At 40.1% G+C, this 18416-nt stretch carries 22 protein-coding genes; 20 read left to right on the top strand and 2 right to left on the bottom strand.

Translation table 11 applies throughout. The features are described 5' to 3' along the window. The 10 genes from F944_RS09810 to F944_RS09765 all read left to right on the top strand — a co-directional run bounded on the left by F944_RS09810 (position 1) and on the right by F944_RS09765 (position 6168). The gene (locus tag F944_RS09810) at positions 1 to 1017 is read left to right on the top strand and encodes a hypothetical protein (RefSeq protein ID WP_001139644.1); all 1017 of its coding nucleotides are present in this window, start codon (positions 1 to 3) and stop codon (positions 1015 to 1017) included. 11 nt (positions 1018 to 1028) lie between these two features. Next, on the top strand, positions 1029 to 1214 hold the full coding sequence (locus F944_RS09805) for a hypothetical protein (RefSeq protein ID WP_000818586.1): 186 nt from the start codon (positions 1029 to 1031) through the stop codon (positions 1212 to 1214). A 56-nt stretch (positions 1215 to 1270) separates the two neighbouring features. Next, on the top strand, positions 1271 to 1657 hold the full coding sequence (locus tag F944_RS09800; protein ID WP_004989982.1) for a hypothetical protein: 387 nt from the start codon (positions 1271 to 1273) through the stop codon (positions 1655 to 1657). A gap of 3 nt (positions 1658 to 1660) precedes the next feature. Further along, positions 1661 to 2053 carry a hypothetical protein gene (locus tag F944_RS09795; RefSeq protein ID WP_004989979.1) on the top strand — a complete coding sequence of 131 codons (393 nt, stop codon included), beginning with the start codon at positions 1661 to 1663 and terminating at the stop codon, positions 2051 to 2053. 167 nt (positions 2054 to 2220) lie between these two features. Then, the gene (locus F944_RS09790) at positions 2221 to 2643 is read left to right on the top strand and encodes an HK97 gp10 family phage protein (RefSeq protein WP_004989976.1); all 423 of its coding nucleotides are present in this window, start codon (positions 2221 to 2223) and stop codon (positions 2641 to 2643) included. Position 2644: 1 nt separating this feature from the next. Then, complete coding sequence (locus F944_RS09785) at positions 2645 to 3040, top strand: phage tail terminator-like protein (protein WP_004989973.1); 396 nt, start codon at positions 2645 to 2647, stop codon at positions 3038 to 3040. A 164-nt stretch (positions 3041 to 3204) separates the two neighbouring features. Then, positions 3205 to 3735 carry a phage antirepressor Ant gene (locus F944_RS09780; RefSeq protein WP_004989971.1) on the top strand — a complete coding sequence of 177 codons (531 nt, stop codon included), beginning with the start codon at positions 3205 to 3207 and terminating at the stop codon, positions 3733 to 3735. 62 nt (positions 3736 to 3797) lie between these two features. Beyond that, on the top strand, positions 3798 to 4724 hold the full coding sequence (locus tag F944_RS09775) for a phage tail tube protein (RefSeq protein ID WP_004989968.1): 927 nt from the start codon (positions 3798 to 3800) through the stop codon (positions 4722 to 4724). Beyond that, positions 4724 to 5203, top strand: a complete 480-nt coding sequence (locus F944_RS09770) for a hypothetical protein (protein WP_004989966.1) — start codon at positions 4724 to 4726, stop codon at positions 5201 to 5203. Before F944_RS09775 ends, F944_RS09770 begins: the two co-directional genes overlap by 1 nt. A gap of 521 nt (positions 5204 to 5724) precedes the next feature. Next, the gene (locus tag F944_RS09765) at positions 5725 to 6168 is read left to right on the top strand and encodes a GNAT family N-acetyltransferase (protein WP_004989964.1); all 444 of its coding nucleotides are present in this window, start codon (positions 5725 to 5727) and stop codon (positions 6166 to 6168) included. 282 nt (positions 6169 to 6450) lie between these two features. Here the strand turns inward: F944_RS09765 and F944_RS09760 are convergent, their stop codons facing one another. Together F944_RS09760 and F944_RS09755 are read right to left on the bottom strand one after the other, a co-directional pair. Next, complete coding sequence (locus tag F944_RS09760) at positions 6451 to 7302, bottom strand: ORF6N domain-containing protein (protein ID WP_004989962.1); 852 nt, start codon at positions 7300 to 7302, stop codon at positions 6451 to 6453. Between the two features lie 69 nt (positions 7303 to 7371). Next, positions 7372 to 7554, bottom strand: a complete 183-nt coding sequence (locus F944_RS09755) for a hypothetical protein (protein ID WP_004989960.1) — start codon at positions 7552 to 7554, stop codon at positions 7372 to 7374. A 111-nt stretch (positions 7555 to 7665) separates the two neighbouring features. Between F944_RS09755 and F944_RS09750 the strand changes: the two genes are divergently transcribed. The 10 genes from F944_RS09750 to F944_RS09705 all read left to right on the top strand — a co-directional run bounded on the left by F944_RS09750 (position 7666) and on the right by F944_RS09705 (position 18384). After that, positions 7666 to 7908 carry an Arc family DNA-binding protein gene (locus tag F944_RS09750; protein WP_004989959.1) on the top strand — a complete coding sequence of 81 codons (243 nt, stop codon included), beginning with the start codon at positions 7666 to 7668 and terminating at the stop codon, positions 7906 to 7908. Positions 7909 to 7928: 20 nt separating this feature from the next. Further along, on the top strand, positions 7929 to 8411 hold the full coding sequence (locus F944_RS09745; RefSeq protein ID WP_004989957.1) for a hypothetical protein: 483 nt from the start codon (positions 7929 to 7931) through the stop codon (positions 8409 to 8411). Further along, entirely contained in the window at positions 8408 to 9124 is a 717-nt protein-coding gene (locus tag F944_RS09740) for a hypothetical protein (protein WP_004989953.1), read from the top strand. Before F944_RS09745 ends, F944_RS09740 begins: the two co-directional genes overlap by 4 nt. A 131-nt stretch (positions 9125 to 9255) precedes the next feature. Continuing rightward, positions 9256 to 10773, top strand: a complete 1518-nt coding sequence (locus tag F944_RS09735) for a DUF723 domain-containing protein (RefSeq protein ID WP_004989949.1) — start codon at positions 9256 to 9258, stop codon at positions 10771 to 10773. Positions 10774 to 10832: 59 nt separating this feature from the next. Beyond that, entirely contained in the window at positions 10833 to 11495 is a 663-nt protein-coding gene (locus tag F944_RS09730) for a zinc ribbon domain-containing protein (RefSeq protein WP_004989940.1), read from the top strand. A gap of 57 nt (positions 11496 to 11552) precedes the next feature. Next, positions 11553 to 14267 carry a tape measure protein gene (locus tag F944_RS09725; protein WP_004989934.1) on the top strand — a complete coding sequence of 905 codons (2715 nt, stop codon included), beginning with the start codon at positions 11553 to 11555 and terminating at the stop codon, positions 14265 to 14267. Then, positions 14267 to 14752, top strand: a complete 486-nt coding sequence (locus tag F944_RS09720; protein WP_004989932.1) for a hypothetical protein — start codon at positions 14267 to 14269, stop codon at positions 14750 to 14752. Before F944_RS09725 ends, F944_RS09720 begins: the two co-directional genes overlap by 1 nt. Continuing rightward, entirely contained in the window at positions 14745 to 15248 is a 504-nt protein-coding gene (locus F944_RS09715) for a DUF1833 family protein (protein ID WP_004989928.1), read from the top strand. Before F944_RS09720 ends, F944_RS09715 begins: the two co-directional genes overlap by 8 nt. Continuing rightward, positions 15245 to 15565: a hypothetical protein gene (locus F944_RS09710; RefSeq protein WP_004989925.1), complete on the top strand. Its 321-nt coding sequence runs from the start codon at positions 15245 to 15247 to the stop codon at positions 15563 to 15565. Before F944_RS09715 ends, F944_RS09710 begins: the two co-directional genes overlap by 4 nt. Continuing rightward, the gene (locus F944_RS09705) at positions 15562 to 18384 is read left to right on the top strand and encodes a host specificity factor TipJ family phage tail protein (protein ID WP_004989922.1); all 2823 of its coding nucleotides are present in this window, start codon (positions 15562 to 15564) and stop codon (positions 18382 to 18384) included. The genes F944_RS09710 and F944_RS09705 overlap by 4 nt, the downstream gene beginning before the upstream one ends. Positions 18385 to 18416 lie beyond the last annotated feature (32 nt).

The following is an 18416-nucleotide window of genomic DNA, read 5'->3' as shown; positions in this document are numbered from 1 at the left end:
ATGCCTTCTTTAGTAGAAGTATTTAACCGTGACGTAGTTTTATCTTACCTGCGTCCAAATCCTGTGGCAGTTTCGCCACTTGTGCAATCAGGTGCATTCGTATCTGATGAATCTTTACGTCCTTTGCTTACAAGTGGTTCATCAACATTCGTCGTTCCATACATCAACGGTGTAGACGGCAATGTTGAACAGAACTATGGCAACACCATTTTGACTGATATCGCAATGCCTCGCACGATTGATGCAGGTGAAATGCAAGGCCGTGTTGCATATATGAACGAAGGCTTTCTTGAGTCAGTTCTTGGACAGTATTTATCGAAGGTCAACTCACTTGAGCTTATTGGTGGAATGCTGAATAAGTATTGGCAACAAGCTGCCGAAAACCGTGCTCTAGCAACAGTAATTGGCTTGCGTAATTATGACCAGGCGAACGGCAAGCGATTCACTACCGACATCTCTGCTTCAACAGCAACAGATGCTTCACGTTGGTCAGTAGATGCCTACATTGATGCGGAAAGCACAATGAATGCTTCATTACGTGGACGTGGTGTGATGTTCGTGCATTCACGTATTGCTGCGAAGATGCGTAAACAGCAATTACTTGAACAAGTGACCACAAGTGATAACTTGCCACCAATCACCGTTTACAACGGGCGCGCAGTCATTGAAACAGATACCAATACGCAAATTGGCACAGGCGCAAACGCTAAGTTCATCACGATTCTTGCAGGTCCACGCGCATTTGCATATGACTCTGTTCCCGGTCCAAAAGATTTGAAGGTTGAAGAAACACAATCAACTGGTAATGGTGCTGGTCATGAAATCCTTTGGACGCGTCGCAACATGTTGATCCATCCGCAAGGTTTTAGCTTCATTGCACCTAAAGACACTTTAACTGGTGGTACAGAGCGTGAGTCTTTAAGCGCTTCTTGGGCTGATTTGCAGAAGGCAGCTAACTGGGAACTTGTAACCAAACCAGAAGACACCTCAATCCGCTTCCTAATTACTAACCTTTAAGGAGAGCAGTCATGGCTGAGAAGCAACCAGACTACAAATACCAATACCCAACAGACCGCCGATATGCTGATGATGCAACTGACACATTAGCTGCTGGCACCATGTTTGACCCTGCCAAAACAGCGGGTGACTATGGCATTAAGGACCCAGAAGTAGCAGTTCCTGTGCCAGAAGCACCGCTGAATGGTGGTGCATAACTAAAGCAGGGCGGCTTTCGGGCCGTCCTTCTTAATTAGATTTTTAGGATTAAGCTATGAACTATGTAACAGTCGAAAGTGTGACTCAAAAGCTAGGGCCTGACTGGTGGGGAACTGGTGATCCGGTTATTGCTGTGATGCAGGCTAATGCGTGGCTTAATGCTAGAAATTTACCAGACTATCCAGAAGGTGAAGTGCCAGATGCGATTCTTACGGCTGGCGCTTACTTAGCAAAACTGGCAGCAGCAGGGCAACTCTACACAACTAAAGAAGGTGTAGTAGCATCTAAAACGGTATCTGCACAGTCTGGCACGTCGGTAAGCAAGACCTATGTTGCAGGCAAGGAAGAATCAGTCAGTGGCGATATGCAATTCATCCTTGACCTTCTAGAACCATTCTTCAGCGAGAAGTATCACATCAACACTTATGTTATTACGGAGTAAGCCATGGGAATGCGTGATGAGATTCAGCAAGAACTTGGCGCTGCCTTTGATGCTGAAGATGAACTGGCAGGCGCGGTTGATACCTTTACTTGTACCCGCAAGTTACTAACTGGATCTAATCCAGCTACTGGTGAGGATACGTACACCGAATATGTTTATGGCGGTCGTGGCGTCCTGTTTGGAAGCTGGGCAAAGGATTTGGTGAAGCCTGTCGATTACCGCGTTGCCGATTCAAAGGCTGTGCTACTGCAAAATGAAGTGAAGGATTCAGCAGGTACTTTAGTTGAGCCAGATGTTAACGACATTTGGGTGATTGAAGGCGGTAATTATCGAGTCGTGAGCTACAGTCAGGACCCATCATCAAGTGTGTGGACTTGTCAGTTAAGGAAAGTCTAATGTGGAAGGTTGTTAAATATCATGATTCAGTTCATGTAATGCCAATTGATGATCTTATTGAGCATCAACAGGAAGATTGCGAATGCTTTCCTGTATATAAGGATGGCGTGTATGTTCATAATTCAAAAGATGGTAGGGAATTAACAGAGCAATTGCCGAGGTGTTAGATGGGATGGAGCAGCAAACCAAGTGCCTTCACTAAAACAATTGAAGCCGACCTTACCAAAAAACAGAAAGATATTGTCATTGATGCCTTAGGTGGAGTTGTATTAGCCAGTCCTGTAGACACGGGAGCCTATAGAGCATCACACAGGGTTAGCATTAACCAGACCGACCAATCATTCAATGAGGCTGAGAAAGACAAGGGTGGTGGCTCAACCATAAGCAATGGCACAAGCGTTTTATCTCGTTTAGTACCTTACTCGACAGTCTATATCCAAACTAATGCGCCTTATGCCAAAAAAATAGAGTTCGGTGGATTTACTTCAATTCCTGAAACTGAAAAAACATCAGGTGGTTATTCCAAGCAAGCACCTCAAGGTGTTTATGGTTTAACGTTTAGCTATATTGCTCAGAAATACGGTGGTTAAAATGGCAATGACTCTAGATCAAGCACGACAAGCCATTATCTCTAGGGCAATGGCATTTACTGGGATTGAGCAGACCCGAATTAAATATCCTAATAAAGACTTAACAGTTCCGACTGATGGGCTTTGGTGTGAAATTAATGTGTTATGGGGCGGTTCAATCATTGCAGGAATTGGTGACGTGCCTTGTACAAGGCGAACAGGGATTATCTCAATCAACTGCATGGCTCGTCTGAACACACATGAAGTAGTAATCACAAAGCTCGCTGATGCTTGGTTAGCTCATTTCGAATATTACACAACTGGCCAACTAGAGATACTCCAAGGTCAAGTGCAGAACCTCGGCAGTAATGGGGATTTCATTCAGTACAACATTTCAATAAATTATCGCGTCAATTAACGAATTTAACTTTTAAACGAACCTGTCCTTAGCGGCAGGTTTTTTTATGCCTGAAATTCAGGCGAACACTGGCTAGGCTGATCCCCGAAAAGAAGATGGTCGTTTTGACTGTTCATACTTCTTCCTGCCAGTGTTTTTTCTTTATGAGCAGTCGGAGAAGCATTATGAATGCGATTGTAAATTTTAAATCCAATCCATTTCTTGAAGTAGAGTTAAATGGGAAAGTTCAGCTAGGTGTAAATGCACGAAATTTACACAAGATGCTTGAAGTAAAGGCTGAATTCTCCCACTGGATTAAACGTCGAATTAATCAATGTAAATTTGAACAGAATTTTGATTATGTAGTTATCGTCAAAAAAGACGAAAACCTAAAAGGTGGTCGCCCAACAACTGAATATATCATTTCAGTTGATATGACTAAGCATTTAGGAATGATGGAGCGGAATGATAAAGGACATGAGATTCGTAAGTATTACATCGAGCAAGAGGAATTAGCTAGACAGCTCAAAGATGGATTGCAGGTTCGCATTGGTGAACTCTCAGCACAGATTGATGTAATCACCCAATCATTATCGGGTGCCGCAAGCTTCTTATCAATTCATGGTAAACAAACCAAGCCTGCAATGCTCAAAGAATTGGACGATCTAATTAAAGAAGCTCAACCATCTTTGGATTTTAAAGACGAAAACGACTAAACAAACCAAAACCCCGCGCCACCGAAAGGTGGTTTTTTTATGCCTAAAAATAGGAGATTGCCATGTCGAGTGGTATCAAGCAACTTGTGCAATACGCACCTGAAACAGTAGTGGGTACTACTCCAAGCCCATTCGCTCGTACAACATTACCTTTCACAACAACCTCACTGGATGCCGCTCCGACCACAACAGAATCCAATACGATCAAAGATAGCCGTATTGCTTCTGGTACGTACGTCACTGGTATTGATTACACAGGGGACATTGAGACTGAGCTGCAATATGGTGCATACGACGCTTTATTTGAAGCAGCGGCATACAATGCTTTTACCGGGAATGTACTCACTTTCGGTGGTACAGCACGAAAAACATTCTCTATTCTGCGTGGTTTCACAGACGTAGCGGATTATCATGTATTCAAAGGTTGTCATGTCAATCAATTGCAGCTATCCATTCCAGAGAGTGGCTTAATTACCGCAACATTCTCCTTGATTGGCATGGGCCGAACTAAATTCACAAGCGTACCAGCAGGAACAATTACCGCAGCCTCAGATAATCCTAAAATGTCAAGCGTATCTATTGGTGACATACTTATCGATGGGTCGTTGGTTAGTGGTGCATGCATTACCCAGCTAGACTTTACTTGGAATAACAATGCACAAACACAGCGCTGCCTAGGTAAAGGTTTAGAAATTGGTGCAATTCTTGAAACTCTTGCTCAGGGCACTGGATCATTTACTGTAGCTTGGTCGCAAAATACATCAGCCATATATGAAAAACAGTTCGCCAATACTCCAATTTCTCTATCTATTCCAATGACAGATAGTGCTGGCAATAAATACACGCTTGATCTTCCTAAAGTGCTGGTATCTGCACCACTTCCAAGCGGCGGCAACAGCGACATTCTAAATACACAGTTCTCTTATACTGTTGCTGATGTTGCCCCAACACTTACTCGAGCACCGGTTGTGGTTGGTGGAGGTTCATAATGCTGATTGAAATCAAAGAGCAACCGAAAGCCGAATATGGTCAGAAGTGGTTTGATTATAAAGAAGGTGTAAAGCTTCTTATTGCAAGCTCTGGTAAGCCATCATTTAACCGTACGCTTGAATTGAACAACTTGCAGGCTGAGCAAGAACTGCGGGGCTATCGTGAAGTGACGGATGAGACAGCGCAGCAATCCGGTCTTGGCTTTAACCGGGCAGTATCACATTTGTTGCTTGGATGGACAGGCATTGAGGTGGAACAGGGTAAGCCGCTTGAATACACTCAAAAGAATGCTGAGCTGATCTGTACAAGCTCTACTGAAAGTAACCCGATAGTGTCATTCATTGTGGCCAAAGCCTTCCAGCTTGAGAAAGAGCGTGCAAGTGAGGTAAAAGATGCAGTGGGAAAGCCCTTGAACACTACGACTACCGAAACCACAAGTGGGACCAAAAAAAAACGAGCCAAATCTACAAACGGCTAGGTCTTTCAACCCCCAAACTTCCTGAAAAAAGCTTCATTGGTCAATACATCAATGAGGCTTTTTCTTTGATCAGTCGGGGGCGTGACTATATCTGCACAGCACATTCGATTATGCCTAAAAGTTTAGGCCTGCATGATATTAACGCTTACTTTGATGTTTACGGCTGTGATTTGGATAAAGGACTTTTTGTTGAGTGCATATTTGCGCTCGACAAAAAATTCATGGAAAGCTCTGCTAATAACACCTAGCTAACAGTGATGTACCAACACCGAATCCCGTCCTTGATCGGAATGTACTTGATCACTCTGTACTGAGGATTCTCGATAAAGTATTCAGACATATCTACGATAGGATCTGAGTATTGAGGGCGGGTGAAGTCTATAGTATGTTCGTTCAAAGCTTGTAATGCCATAAGATGTCCATCGCGCCGCAATTCCTTTGAATTGCATTGATTAAATTAAAGTTTAAATTAAAAGAGAATTGCTATTTAATATGGTTAACTAAATTTATGAAAAATTTTTATGATTTCTTTTTCATTTTTGACTTCATTAGATGTTGATGAATGTGCTGAACTATATATATTGACTTACAAAGAAAAGCCGTGGTTAGAAGAGTGGGATTCTAGCCAACCAATAAAAAACTTTATTCGAGTGCACCTTCAAAATAATTTTTTCAAAGGTTTTATTCTGAAAAATAATGAACAAATAATAGGTGTTTGTATTGGTTTCCAAAAGCCTTGGCCAAGGGGGATGGAATATTATATTGATGAATTTTTTATCCATCCTGATTTTCAAGGGAAAGGTTTTGGCAAGCAATTCATGCTGGAAATCGAAAAATCTTGTCTAAGTGATGGATTAAATGCAATATTACTTAACACACAAAAAGGTTATCAATCAGAGAGTTTTTATAAAAATAATGGCTTTAGTGAACATAATGGGCTGATAATATTATCGAAAGATTTATGAGCTAAAGATGCTTTGGTGCTCTATGATTTATAAGTTCAATACGACATACGTGGCTTAGAGATTTGGATAGCATTTAACCTTTCTTTTAATAAACTTTTAAGCTAACCTCATTAAGTCTACTTAATGGGGTTTTGATGTGAAAAGAATAATATTAGGTTTGTTTGACAATACAGCAGAATAATACAACTACTTCATTGATCAAGTATTTGGACTGAGTATCTTTAAGCTACTCAGTGATTCTTTAGGGTGACTTGTTAACAGAAAAGCCCCGAAGGGCTTTTTTTATTTAGAAAGATACCACTCCATTGTGTGCAATGGCTGTCCGCCTAGCTCATCGTAATTGGTTACTCCCCAGCCCCATGCTTGTCTATTTAGTGCATTGGCTGATGTAGCCATTTCTTGAGCCATACCAACAACTTGAGCAGCAAACTCGCTTCTTAGAAGCTTTAATGCAGGATATAAATCATCCCGAACAAATTTTCCGAACTTTGGAGCATAGTACATAAGCATTTGAACGTCACGATTCCTCCAGTATTCGATGCGTGTTTGTTTATCTGCATTACTATAAAGCGCAATCAGATGATGAACATACTCAACTGCTACTGGTATCTGGTCATAAGGAATTTCTTCTATATGGTTTGTACCAAACCGCTGATTGATGATTTTCCATGCATCACTTGAGTTAAGATGCTTGGTTTTGGCAACAAGTAAAGCATGAGCATCGTGCAATGGAGTGCGTTCAGATTTGTGGGTTTTGGCTAACATTTCTTGACGATGGAAGTAGCAGTCTTCAAGTTGTTCGAAAACATCCCAAGCTTGATCGGTGTCTAGAATTTTAGCGTGACGAGCCGCACCGCGTTCTGTCCAAAGAATAAGGGACCGAGTTTTGTTTGAAATGGTTGGGAAATTTGCGAGTATCTTTAAGCTACTCACAAAATCTTTCAGTTCTTGGCCAACAATTTTGAAAAAATGCTTACCTTCAATGAATCGTGATTTATTTCTGTCGTGACCTTGGCGTATGCGCACTTCCTCAGTGCCATAAAACTGAGCAAGCATAGCTGTGGTAACAACTGGAATAGATTTGAAATTAACGATTGATACTTGTGTATCATTAATTTGTGTTAAAGTGGTCATGTTGATTTCCTTTGTGTGGGATGAGACATAACCCTGTAATCTTGGCGGAGAGCAGGGTTTATTTTTGTCTTAAGAGTTGGCTTCTGATGTTTTTTTTAGCTGCTTAATTGCGTGGTTAATAACGTAGTTAGCGGGGCGTTCAAATTTTTTGCCCTCATTCCTAACCCATTCAAGAAGCTCTGGATCAAGACGTAGGTTGAACTGAACTTTGTTGTGGGAATTGGATTTTGGTTTAGTAAGTGCTTCCAACATGCACCTCCTTTATAGTAGCCATTGGGTATGAATAAAGAATAGTATCCACTGGCTATTATTGTCAATATGTACTGGCTACTATTATTATGTTTTTTATTTGTAGTGCGGCTAATGAGTAGTGGACACTTAAATGCGCAATATAACTTGCGTTGGCCTGAGGGTTTAAAGGAAAAAGTTGCTCAATCTGCTAAAGATCATAACCGCTCAATGAATGCGGATATAGTCGCGCGTCTTGAGCAAAGCTTTGAACCTAAAAAAAACGACAAATCCGATCTAACCACCGAAGAGCTTATTGAGGAGTTAGCGAAAAGGTTTGGTGGGTTGCAGGTAAACATTAGTCCAAATCAAGAATAATAAAATGAGCAAAAATATAGATGGCTAAGCAAAGAAGGCTTCTAAAAACACCTCCTGAAAAATTGAACGAATTGCTACAAATGCAAAAGTTTATCAATGATGAAATTATCATGGAGCTAAGTGCTGATCGTACAACTGCAACTTACAGAACGCGGCTGGTAATGGACGAGTTAATGACAACTATTCCTGGACTAGAGTTGAAACTAATATCCAACAGAAGCCCTAATGGATTTATCTATCACAGCTTTGCCTTAATACTTAATGTTATCAACCATTCAGATGTTTTTGCTCAACTTGAGATAGAACCAAGCGACAAATTAAGTCACCGTAATGAAGATGGGTCGGAAATTTACGGTGCTCACTGGTATATAATCGGAGAAACAACCAAAGTCAAAGATGATGAATCTTTTGATTGGTATAATTGGTTTAAAGAATTTAAAGACAAGACCAATTTAACAATATTTGGTCAATGCCACCAACCATTTGAAGGAGAGCTTATATGAGTAATGTTGCAAGCATTATCCAGTCATTGGGCTCTGAATGCTTTGATAAAGGCAAGGAGTGGTTAGGTGTTACAACACCGCATTTCTTTGCTGACGGTAGACCTTCAACTTATTACATTAGAACTTCAGAAGATCGTGTTTGGATTCGCGATGTTGGGTTAAATGTGAGAATGTTTGCTGACAATCTACCCATGCCAGAAAAAGCAAAAGAGATTATTAGACGCCAGATTAATCAAACTTCTGACAGTATTGTGTTTAACGGAACTGAATTGCAGATTGAGGCTTCGATAAATGAGCTTAAGCCAGCAATCAGTGCAATGCTTGGGCTGCTTTCGAGAATCACTTCATATTGTCCAAGTTCTTCTGAAGAACAGTCTTTTGATGAGGTTGTGACCAAAATTAAAGGCTTTTTGTTTATGCAGTATGGAAGTGATCTTGAGCAAAATATAGATGTGCATGGTGCGTCTGGTGCGAAGCATCATTTTGACTTTAAAGTTGGCTCAAAGTTCATCGATGTTTGTGAGCCAACTTCAGACAATACAGGCAGGCTGTTGAGAAAGGGTTTGGACTTGTCAAATTTTGTGGATAATCTTTCGTTGCAAGTTTTTATGGACGATAGGGATAAAGATAAAGCCTATAAAAGAGAAGCTGAGATATTGTCAAACCTTTATGCAGTAACGCCGATCAGTAGAGTTTTAAACCTAACCTCCTAACAAACCGAAACCTATGCAAAATTACCCCTATATTTAGGGGTATTTTCATGAAAAATAATTTAACAATTAAAATAAAATTATCTTTCATTATAAGTGTAAAATATTGATTATTATATTTTATTTTTTAGATTATGGCTAAATATTCTAGAGAAAAGGTTATTGAACAATTTAAAAATGTGCATGGCGATACTTATGATTACTCTTTGATGGAGTATTTAGGAGATACCACCAAAGTAAAAATAATCTGTAGAAAACATGGTTTATTTGAACAATGGGTTCAAACACATAAAAAAGGAAGTGGCTGTAAACAGTGTGCTCTTAGTTCTTTGAAACCAAAATATACAACAGAGCAAATTATTGAACAGTTTAAAAAAAAGCATGGAGATAGATTCGACTATTCCAAAGTTAATTACAGGCATGCTTTGGACAAGGTAATAATTATATGTCGTATTCATGGGGAGTTTGAACAGTTAGCTGCAATGCATAGAAAAGGGCAGGGATGTGCTAAATGCATGTATGATAATAAAAGACATTTGGCGCAAAAGGTAATTAGCAAATTTAAGGAAAAACACGGCAATAGATATGACTACTCATTGGTTGAATACGTTAATACAGATTCAAAGGTAAAAATTATATGCCCAGATCACGGGGAATTTGAGCAAGCACCTGAGAAGCACATCATTGGCAATGGATGCCCTAAATGTATAGGCAGACACAAGACTCCTCAAGAAGTCTTGAGTGATTTTGGCAATGCTCATGGGGATAAATATGATTATTCAAAAGTTATATTCTCTTTGCTTGGTAAAAAAGTTGAAATAGTTTGCCCAGAACATGGATCATTCTTTCAAGCCCCTCAAAAACATATCGCAGGGCAAGCCTGCCCTAAATGTGGAGGTTCAAAAAAACTCACCCTTTTAGAATATATAGCCGAATGCACAAGAATTCATGAAAATAAATATGACTATAGTCAAGTAATTTATAAAAATGGAAAAAGTAAGATAAAAATTATTTGCCCGATTCATGGAGAGTTTACACAAAACGCGTTTAGTCATAAATCGGGGTGTGGGTGTCCTTATTGTGCAGGAAATTATACTTTAGAAACAGAAGAAGTGATTTATCAGTTCGGTAAAGTGCATGGTGAAAGATATGATTATTCAAAGGTTAACTACACTGGTGCTTTCAATGAAGTTGTAATCATATGTAAGGAGCATGGTGAATTTACCCAAACTCCAAAATCTCATAAGAAAGGGAGTGGTTGCCCTGAGTGCGCAGTTACCATTGGGCATACTAAAGAAAGCTATCTTGAATATTGCGGCAAGTATGAGGGAAAAACACATTTGTATTTGATTAAATGTACTAATGAGAATGAAGAGTTTTATAAAGTAGGTATAAGTCGATTAGGGGCGAAAATTAGGTTTGATTCAAAAATCAAGCTACCCTATTATTTTGAAGTAATAGCTGAAGTTTTTGGTGATGCAAGTCTTATATGGGATTTAGAAAAATCCATTCACACATTAATGCATAAGCAGAAATATAAGCCTAAATTGGAATTTCACGGGAAAACTGAATGTTTTTCAAAAATACCAAAAGAGATATTTGAGATTTTCAACAACTTAAAAAACAGTCCAGAGATAGGTTTTACTTTATAACTTCCTATAAATCCATTATTTTTACTAAAGTTAAGAGACTAAAATCAATAGGTGGAAGAGTGGCTATAAAACCTTGCAAAGAATGTGGAAATCCCGTAAGCGATAAAGCTGATGCATGTCCTAAATGTGGAGCTAAAAATAATAAGCATTTGCCTAAGTGGGTGGTGTGGTTAGTTTTTATTGTTTTGTTTGTTGTTTTATTTAAAGCTTGTCAGGTTGGTTCCAGTGATCCAGATCCAAAACTAAATCAAAACTCACAACTTGAAAGCAACTTTGAAATACCAGCTCCTCAGGAGAATTGGCAAAATCAAGAATCCTCAGATGAAATGAGGGGAACAAAATCAAAAACAACAGTAAATATTAGTACAAACGAAGTAGATTTTGGATTTCCTTATAATGGCGGCTCAAAACTGGGGTTAATGGTTAGGAATAACTCTAAAGAAAAAGACATAATGATTAAGATTGATAAGGGGCAATTTATTTGCGGCATTGTGGATGGATGTGAAGTTAACTTTAAGTTTGATAATGGAAGTGTTCAGTCTATTTCAATGATCGGTTCAGATAGTCATGATTCAGACTTGCTATTTGTGGCGCACGCTAAAACAGTTAATTCACTAATCCAAAAGTTAAAAACAGCCAAAAAATTAACGATTGAGCCTAAATTTTATCAAGAAGGTGCAAGGCAGTTTAATTTTAATGTTCAGGGTTTTATTGAACCTTAAAACCAATATTGATAACCAAGACCCGCTAAATGCGGGTTTTTTATTGCAGGTGATAAAATGGCAGAAGCAAAAAGCAGTCTCTTGATTACTATTAGCACTGAGCAGGCTAAAAAGAATTCTGAAGAACTAAGAAAAGCATTAAATGAGGTAACTCTTAGTGGTGATAAAGCATCAAATTCTACTGAAAAAGTAGGAAGGACATCTAGCAAGTCGGCTCAAGAAATCGCAATTATGTCTCGTGCTTTATTGGGATTGGCTGCTGCTGGAGCATCTGTATTACTCCCTCTACTCTCTATTGATAAGATTATTTCAACGCAAAGAACATTTGATAAGTTAAATGCTGGACTAATCACAGCAACAAAATCAGCAGAAAATGCAAAGTTAGCTTTTAATGCGTTACAGAAATTCGCAACTGAAACACCTTACGGATTGGAGCAGGCTGTTGATGGGTTTACTAAACTAGTAAATTTAGGTTTAACCCCGTCTGAGCGAGCTATGAAGTCTTATGGAAATACAGCTAGTGCAATGGGTAAAGACTTAAGCCAAATGATTGAGGCTGTTGCTGATGCAACAACGAGTGAGTTTGAACGCCTTAAAGAGTTTGGTATTAAAGCAAAACAACAAGGAGATAAAGTCACATTAACTTTCCAAGGTATGTCAAAAACAATAGGCAATAATGCCAAGGAGATTGAGGAATACCTCATAAAGCTTGGAGAGAATCAGTTTGCTGGAGCAATGGCGGAGCGAATGAATACGCTTGACGGGTCAATAGCAAACTTAAATGATTCTTGGGAGGCTTTATACTTGGCAATATCTCAAGCGGGTGTTGGTGATCTTGTAAGAAGTGGTGTGGATTTAGCTAGCGAGTCAGTTCAAAGTTTAACAACCATTGTATCTTCGGGTGCTATTGAAACAGCATTGGCGGGAATGACTAACGCTTTCAGCATATTTGGCTCTAGTGCAGAAGATGACCTAAGCTCTCTTAGGGGGGCATTTGACATCACTGGAGATTTCATGGTTGAGAAATGGAGGGCTACGATTAATGAGTTAAATACCATTGGAAACGCGTGGGTAACTATTCAAGCTCTAACAAAAAAGGCTGGAGTTTCAATTGCTGCTGGTGTTGATATCGTATCAGATCCTTTTAATAGGAGAACTTCCAATGCCTCTAAAAATGAAATCTATAAACAATCTATGCAGGGTATTGATGATTGGGCCTTATCAAAATGGGATTCAATTAGCAAGGCCACAAATAGTGCAGAAAAAAAACTGGAAGTGTATAAGGTTAAGCTTAATGAATCTTCAAAATCTACTAAAGATGTTTTGGAGCAATTTAAGGTAAAAGGTGATGGTTCAAAAGCACCTTCAAGCGATTCAGAAAAGAAAAAAGCTTTAACAGAAGCGCGCAAGCATGCAAACGAATTAGCTCGGATTGATCAGGAAAGGTTTAGAATTCAGTATGCATATTCAAGTGAATCGGCGCAGATAGACATGGATTTGCAAAAAGAAATTGCTCGTCTGCAAAAATATGGAATGACACAGTATATTGCGGAAGCCCAAAAACGAGCAGAGCAGACCAAGTCAATTAATGAAGCTCAACTTGCCTATGATCTTTATTCTTTTAAAATGACAGAAGAGGAAAAGCTTACAGCACAAACTCGAATCAATGAAAAAAGAATATTGGCTAATAAAGAACTAACTAATGAAGAAAAGAAGTCGAGTATCAAGGCCTTAAAGGAGCGCTATGATTATGAGATTGAGCAGTTCAGATATACCCAGCAAGTTAAGGCTGCTGAGATGCGAGCTTCGATTAATGGTGTATATGATCAATCCAGCAATTACTTAATGGAGCGCCAAAATCCCGAGGCTTACGCTAAAACACAGCTTGATATAGGGGTTTCATCTGAACAAAACTCATTGGCAAAAAACTATAGCACTGAGCGTGATGCTATTTTTGGTCAGGGTTTAAGTGCTGAAGATCAAAATGCTGCGCTTTTAGAAGCTCAGGATCGTTATTTGCAAGCCAGACAAGCACTAAATGAAATGTACGCCAAGAAGGAGAGTGACTTAAACACCCAACTCTATTCAAGCAATTTGTCAGCTATGGGTTCTGCATTTGGAGCAATGGGCGATTTGGTGAAAGGGTACGCTGGGGAAAATTCATCAGCATACAAAACCATGATTGCAGCTCAAAAAGCAGCAAACTTAGCCAGTGTAATTATGAGTGGTTATACAACCATTGCAGCAGCATGGTCATCTGCTCCATTCCCTGCAAATATTCCAGCCGTAGCAATGGCAACAGCTAAAACAGGGGTGCTACAGGCTGCACTACAGGCATTTACACCGAAAGGCTTCTCAACTGGTGGCCACGTTCGAGGATCTGGAACAGAAACTAGCGACTCAATTCCTGCAATGCTTTCCGACAACGAGTATGTCATTAAAGCCAAGTCTGTTCGTAGTCTTGGAGTTGATACCTTGGACTACATAAACAGAATGGGTGAACTTCCGGTTAAGCGCGCTTCTGGTGGGCATATGGGTGATACGACAAGTTATATTGTGGACCGTTATTCCAATATGCCAGCATTATCACAAGGTGACATCATTATCAATAACAACACATCTAGCAGTGTTAGTGCTACTCGTGGCGCTGACGGCAAGACTTACGTGACGATTGATGAGGTTGAAAAAATGGTCACTGGCCAATTGGCAAGCCCTAACAGTCGAATTTCTAAAGCAATGCAACAAAATCTCAATGTGGCACGGAGAAGATAATGAACCGTCTTAAATACTGCGTGACGCAATCCGGTTACTCTGCAAAGCTTGGAAATGGCGTAATTTCTCAAAAGCTCGACGGTGGCGCAAGTCGCTACCGCCGGTCACTCAAAAACCCGTCACACTCAGTCAGCGTGCAGTGGGTAGTCGGCGAGGCAGGCTATCAATACTTGATGGCCTTCTATCGTGTATGGCGAAGAAAGCCTAATCAGGCATTTTTAGCCAAGCTTGTTGTCGATGACGCGCCAGCACAAGACTACCAGTGTTATTTCGCTGATAGTCCAGCACTTTCAAGCAAACAAGGCTTAATCTTCACAGTATCAGCTCAGCTTGAAGTAAAACCACTAACAGAAAGCACAGACATGGACGACTTGATTGTTCAATACGGCAATGAATCTGATGACGACTTGAGCAGTTTGGCTAATCCACTTGAAAAACTGGTCAATGTAGATTTGCCTGATGCTTTGGAGAATCTCGATGCCTGATTACACGTCATTCTTTCTGGACTCAAGTGAAGTTTTACCGCTTGAGTGTGTCGAAATATCTCACCCAGATTTTGATCAGCCTTTTCGCTATGTCAAAAACGATGCTAACGGTGTGACAGTAAAGCATGCAGCTGGTGGACAAGATGTTGAATATGTTTATCAACCTATGTCGATTCAACGTTCAACTGTCACAAACGATCTTGATCAAAAGCTAGCACTCACAATTGGTGATGTTGATGATGAGCTGATTGAAGCTGTAATCGGTGCTCGCCTGGGTAATAACTGGGACCAGCGGCCACAAGTAAAATGGCGCTTATATCGGGATGATGATTTGTCATCACCCATGGTGGAGCTGCAAACACTCGAAGTTGCTTCTTTATCAAAGGACGGAACTGGAAACTGTACATTTGATGCTAAAGCGCCTGAATTGAACTCAGTTAAAACAGGTGAAACCTATAGTCTAGAGCGGTTTCCGTTACTTCGGGGTATGATATGAGTATTGATCAATTACTCGATCGAATTTGGTCGCCAGAGTACACATGCAATGAGTTTCTGTGCGAAGCGTGGCAGCAAATCACAGGTGAAAACCTGACTAAGCGATTGAGTCAATTTTTAAATGGATCTGGCGATTTTCAGCGCATTAATGAACCGATTTCACCCTGTATTGTATTTTTTAGTAATGGATCTCGAAGCTCAACACACGTTGGGCTTTTTTATTGCGACAAACTTTTACATTTGTCTGGCCGCGGTGTGCAATTTCTACCGCTTGAATTAATTTCTGTAAATTTTCGGGAAACGAGGTTTTATCTATGAGCTTGAAAAAAGTCATTATCGTACCCGATATTTATGATCGTTCTACTTGGGCCGAGGCAGATGTTGAAGATGTGCTGCAATATTTACATGAGCAGTTCGCACCGAGCTTCCCAAAAAATGCCCGTATTTATCATAATGATATTGCTCAATCAAAGGATGTGACGCCAAAAAATCTTGGCGATATTGAAAATTTAAAACAGCTTGATGGGCAGTTTTATGTTGTGGTTTATCCAGCATATGATCCATTTACGATTGTGTATTTGATTGTCGTTGCAATCATGGCAGCGTATAGCGTTTATACGATCATGACAATGCCAAAGCCCGCAGCCGCGGCAGCAGGCTCATCAAACAATGAATTGGCTAACCGTACAAACCAAGCACGGCTAAATGGACGTATTCCGGACATCTTTGGTCGCGTGCGTGCTTATCCTGATCTGATCGCTCAAGCTTATTCGATCTATGTCGACGGCATTGAAATTGAAGAATGTTTGATGTGTATAGGGCGTGGTTATTATCAAATTCTAGACATGCGCGACGGTGAAACAGATGTTGCAAATATTCCCGGTACGTCTGTCTCTGTTTACAATCCAAATGTTCAAATTGTTGGTGCTAATCAAGCGTTTTATCAAGTGGGTGAAACATTCACTGAGTTGCCAATAGAGGTAAAAAAATCAGTTGCGATCAACGGTCAAACGTTAAAGCGACCAAATGACACGCAAATAGAATCAAATCAGATATGGTTTGAAAGTCCAAATTACATCAAAAGTAACTCTATAGATTTCTCACAGTATTTTAGTTCAGGAGAAAATGTTGCTGTTTATAATGCTGAATACGGTGTCTTAAATGTTGCTTTTTCAGGATCTATTTTAGTTACAGAAGACTTTCATGTAATCATTGAATCAACGATTAACGTTGATAATCCCAATGCATTTAAAGCTTTACAGCTAACAGGAGCACAGGTTGATATCGTAACAAACACTGGAACACCGCCAGTCTTAGAAACTACATCACGAGATTTGTCAGGCCAATACATCGTATCTGGTATCACCAAAACTACGATATCAACAGGCTTTCATTATGACATTGTGTTATCAAATCCAAGTTCAATAAACCCGAACTGGTCGCTTTTGAATGACGACTACACAATAAGTGCAGGCGCTGTTTTAAATCAAAATGAAAACGGAATCAATTTAGGTGGTACTTACACAATTTCAAGCATGACAGCGAACAGCATTGCACTTATCAACCCAAGTGCGATCAACCCTGAATGGGATAAACTCGCAACATTGCCAAACCAGAGTACACAAGGGCAGAATATCACACCACGTCTCGATTCAGTCAACAATAAATGGGTGGGCTGGTTCAATCTTGATATGCAAAATGCTGAGGGTATGTACGTCAATTTGGTTTGGCCGCAAGGTTTGTTTTGGCAGTCAAGATCTGGAAGACAAGATCCCACTGAAACACGAGTCAGAATTCAATATCAAATGTTGGATGAAGATGGCGATCAATTTGGAGATATTCTTGAAAGTGTTCTATTTTTTAGAGAATATCATACGTCACAATTTGGGAGAACCATGACGATTAATTTTGGTCAATCTGGATCATTTAGGTTTCGTGCTTGCATGGATTGGCCGACAGATTCCAACTATCGTGGTGAAGTGAAGATTAAAGATGTTTATGCTTTTGCACAATCGGATAAAGATAGTTACGGTAATGTGACTGTATTGCGTTCTCGAACAGTTGCTACCGATGGCGCCCTAAGCATCAAAGAACGCAAGCTGAACTGTTTAGTGAATCGCAAACTTCCGGTTGATGGCACAGGGCCTTTACAGGTCACACGTTCAGCAGGTCAGGCACTGATTTACAATGCACTTGATGACCATGTTGGACGTCGATCTGAGAGTGAAATCGACATTGCACAGATCAATGCTGAAATTGACAAAGTAAATACATACTTTGATTCAAGCATCATGAGTGAATTTAACTACACGATTGATGATAACAATCTTAGCTTTGAAGAAATTGCTGGAATGATTGCAAGCTCTGCTTTTTGTGAGCCGTATCGATTTGGAAGTTTGTTGCGCTTGAAGTTTGAGCAGCCACAAGAAAACTCAGTACTTTTATTCAATCATCGGAACAAGGTGCCAACCACTGAAAAACGGACTTATACATTCGGTGTGCAGAAAGACTATGACGGGGTAGAGCTTGAATACACTTCTGATGTAGACGATGCACGTGTTAAGTACATCATTCCTGAAGACATCACACCTAAGAATCCGTTGAAGATCACCACTACAGGAATCCGCAATGAAGCTCAAGCGAAAGTTAGAGCGTGGCGGGAATGGAATAAGCTGAAATACAAGTATGTATCGTGTGAGTTCGAAGCGCTCGACGAGTCTGAGTTACTGATTAGAAATGATCGTATTCTTGTCGCAGACAACACACTGGTAAGCACACAGGACGGGGAAGTTGATGCAGTCGATGGTTTGGTTGTGTATACATCTCAGCCTTGTATCTTCGAAGCAGGCTTTGTGTATTACGCATACTTCCAATTGCCAGATGCCAGTGTCGATATGATCCAGTGCAGTACGGGGCCAGATGACTATTCTATGGCGCTTGCTCGCGCACCACTGCTGCCGCTAGTTGTTGATCCTGATCGCTATGTCAAAACCATGTATTCATTGCTCAAAGCGGATGAGCGTGAGAAACAAGCATTTATGCTTGAAGAGTTAACACCGCAAACTCAAATGACGAACACATTGAAAGCATCAAACTATGACGCACGTTTTTATGAACGTGATCATGACTTTATTTAACTGAATTTTAGAAATCCAAAGCACTCAAAAGG

Origin of the sequence: Acinetobacter ursingii DSM 16037 = CIP 107286 (genome assembly GCF_000368825.1) — a bacterium.
GTDB lineage: Bacteria > Pseudomonadota > Gammaproteobacteria > Pseudomonadales > Moraxellaceae > Acinetobacter > Acinetobacter ursingii.
Note: the sequence above shows the minus strand (reverse complement) of the source record. Positions and strands in the feature narration are given on the sequence as shown.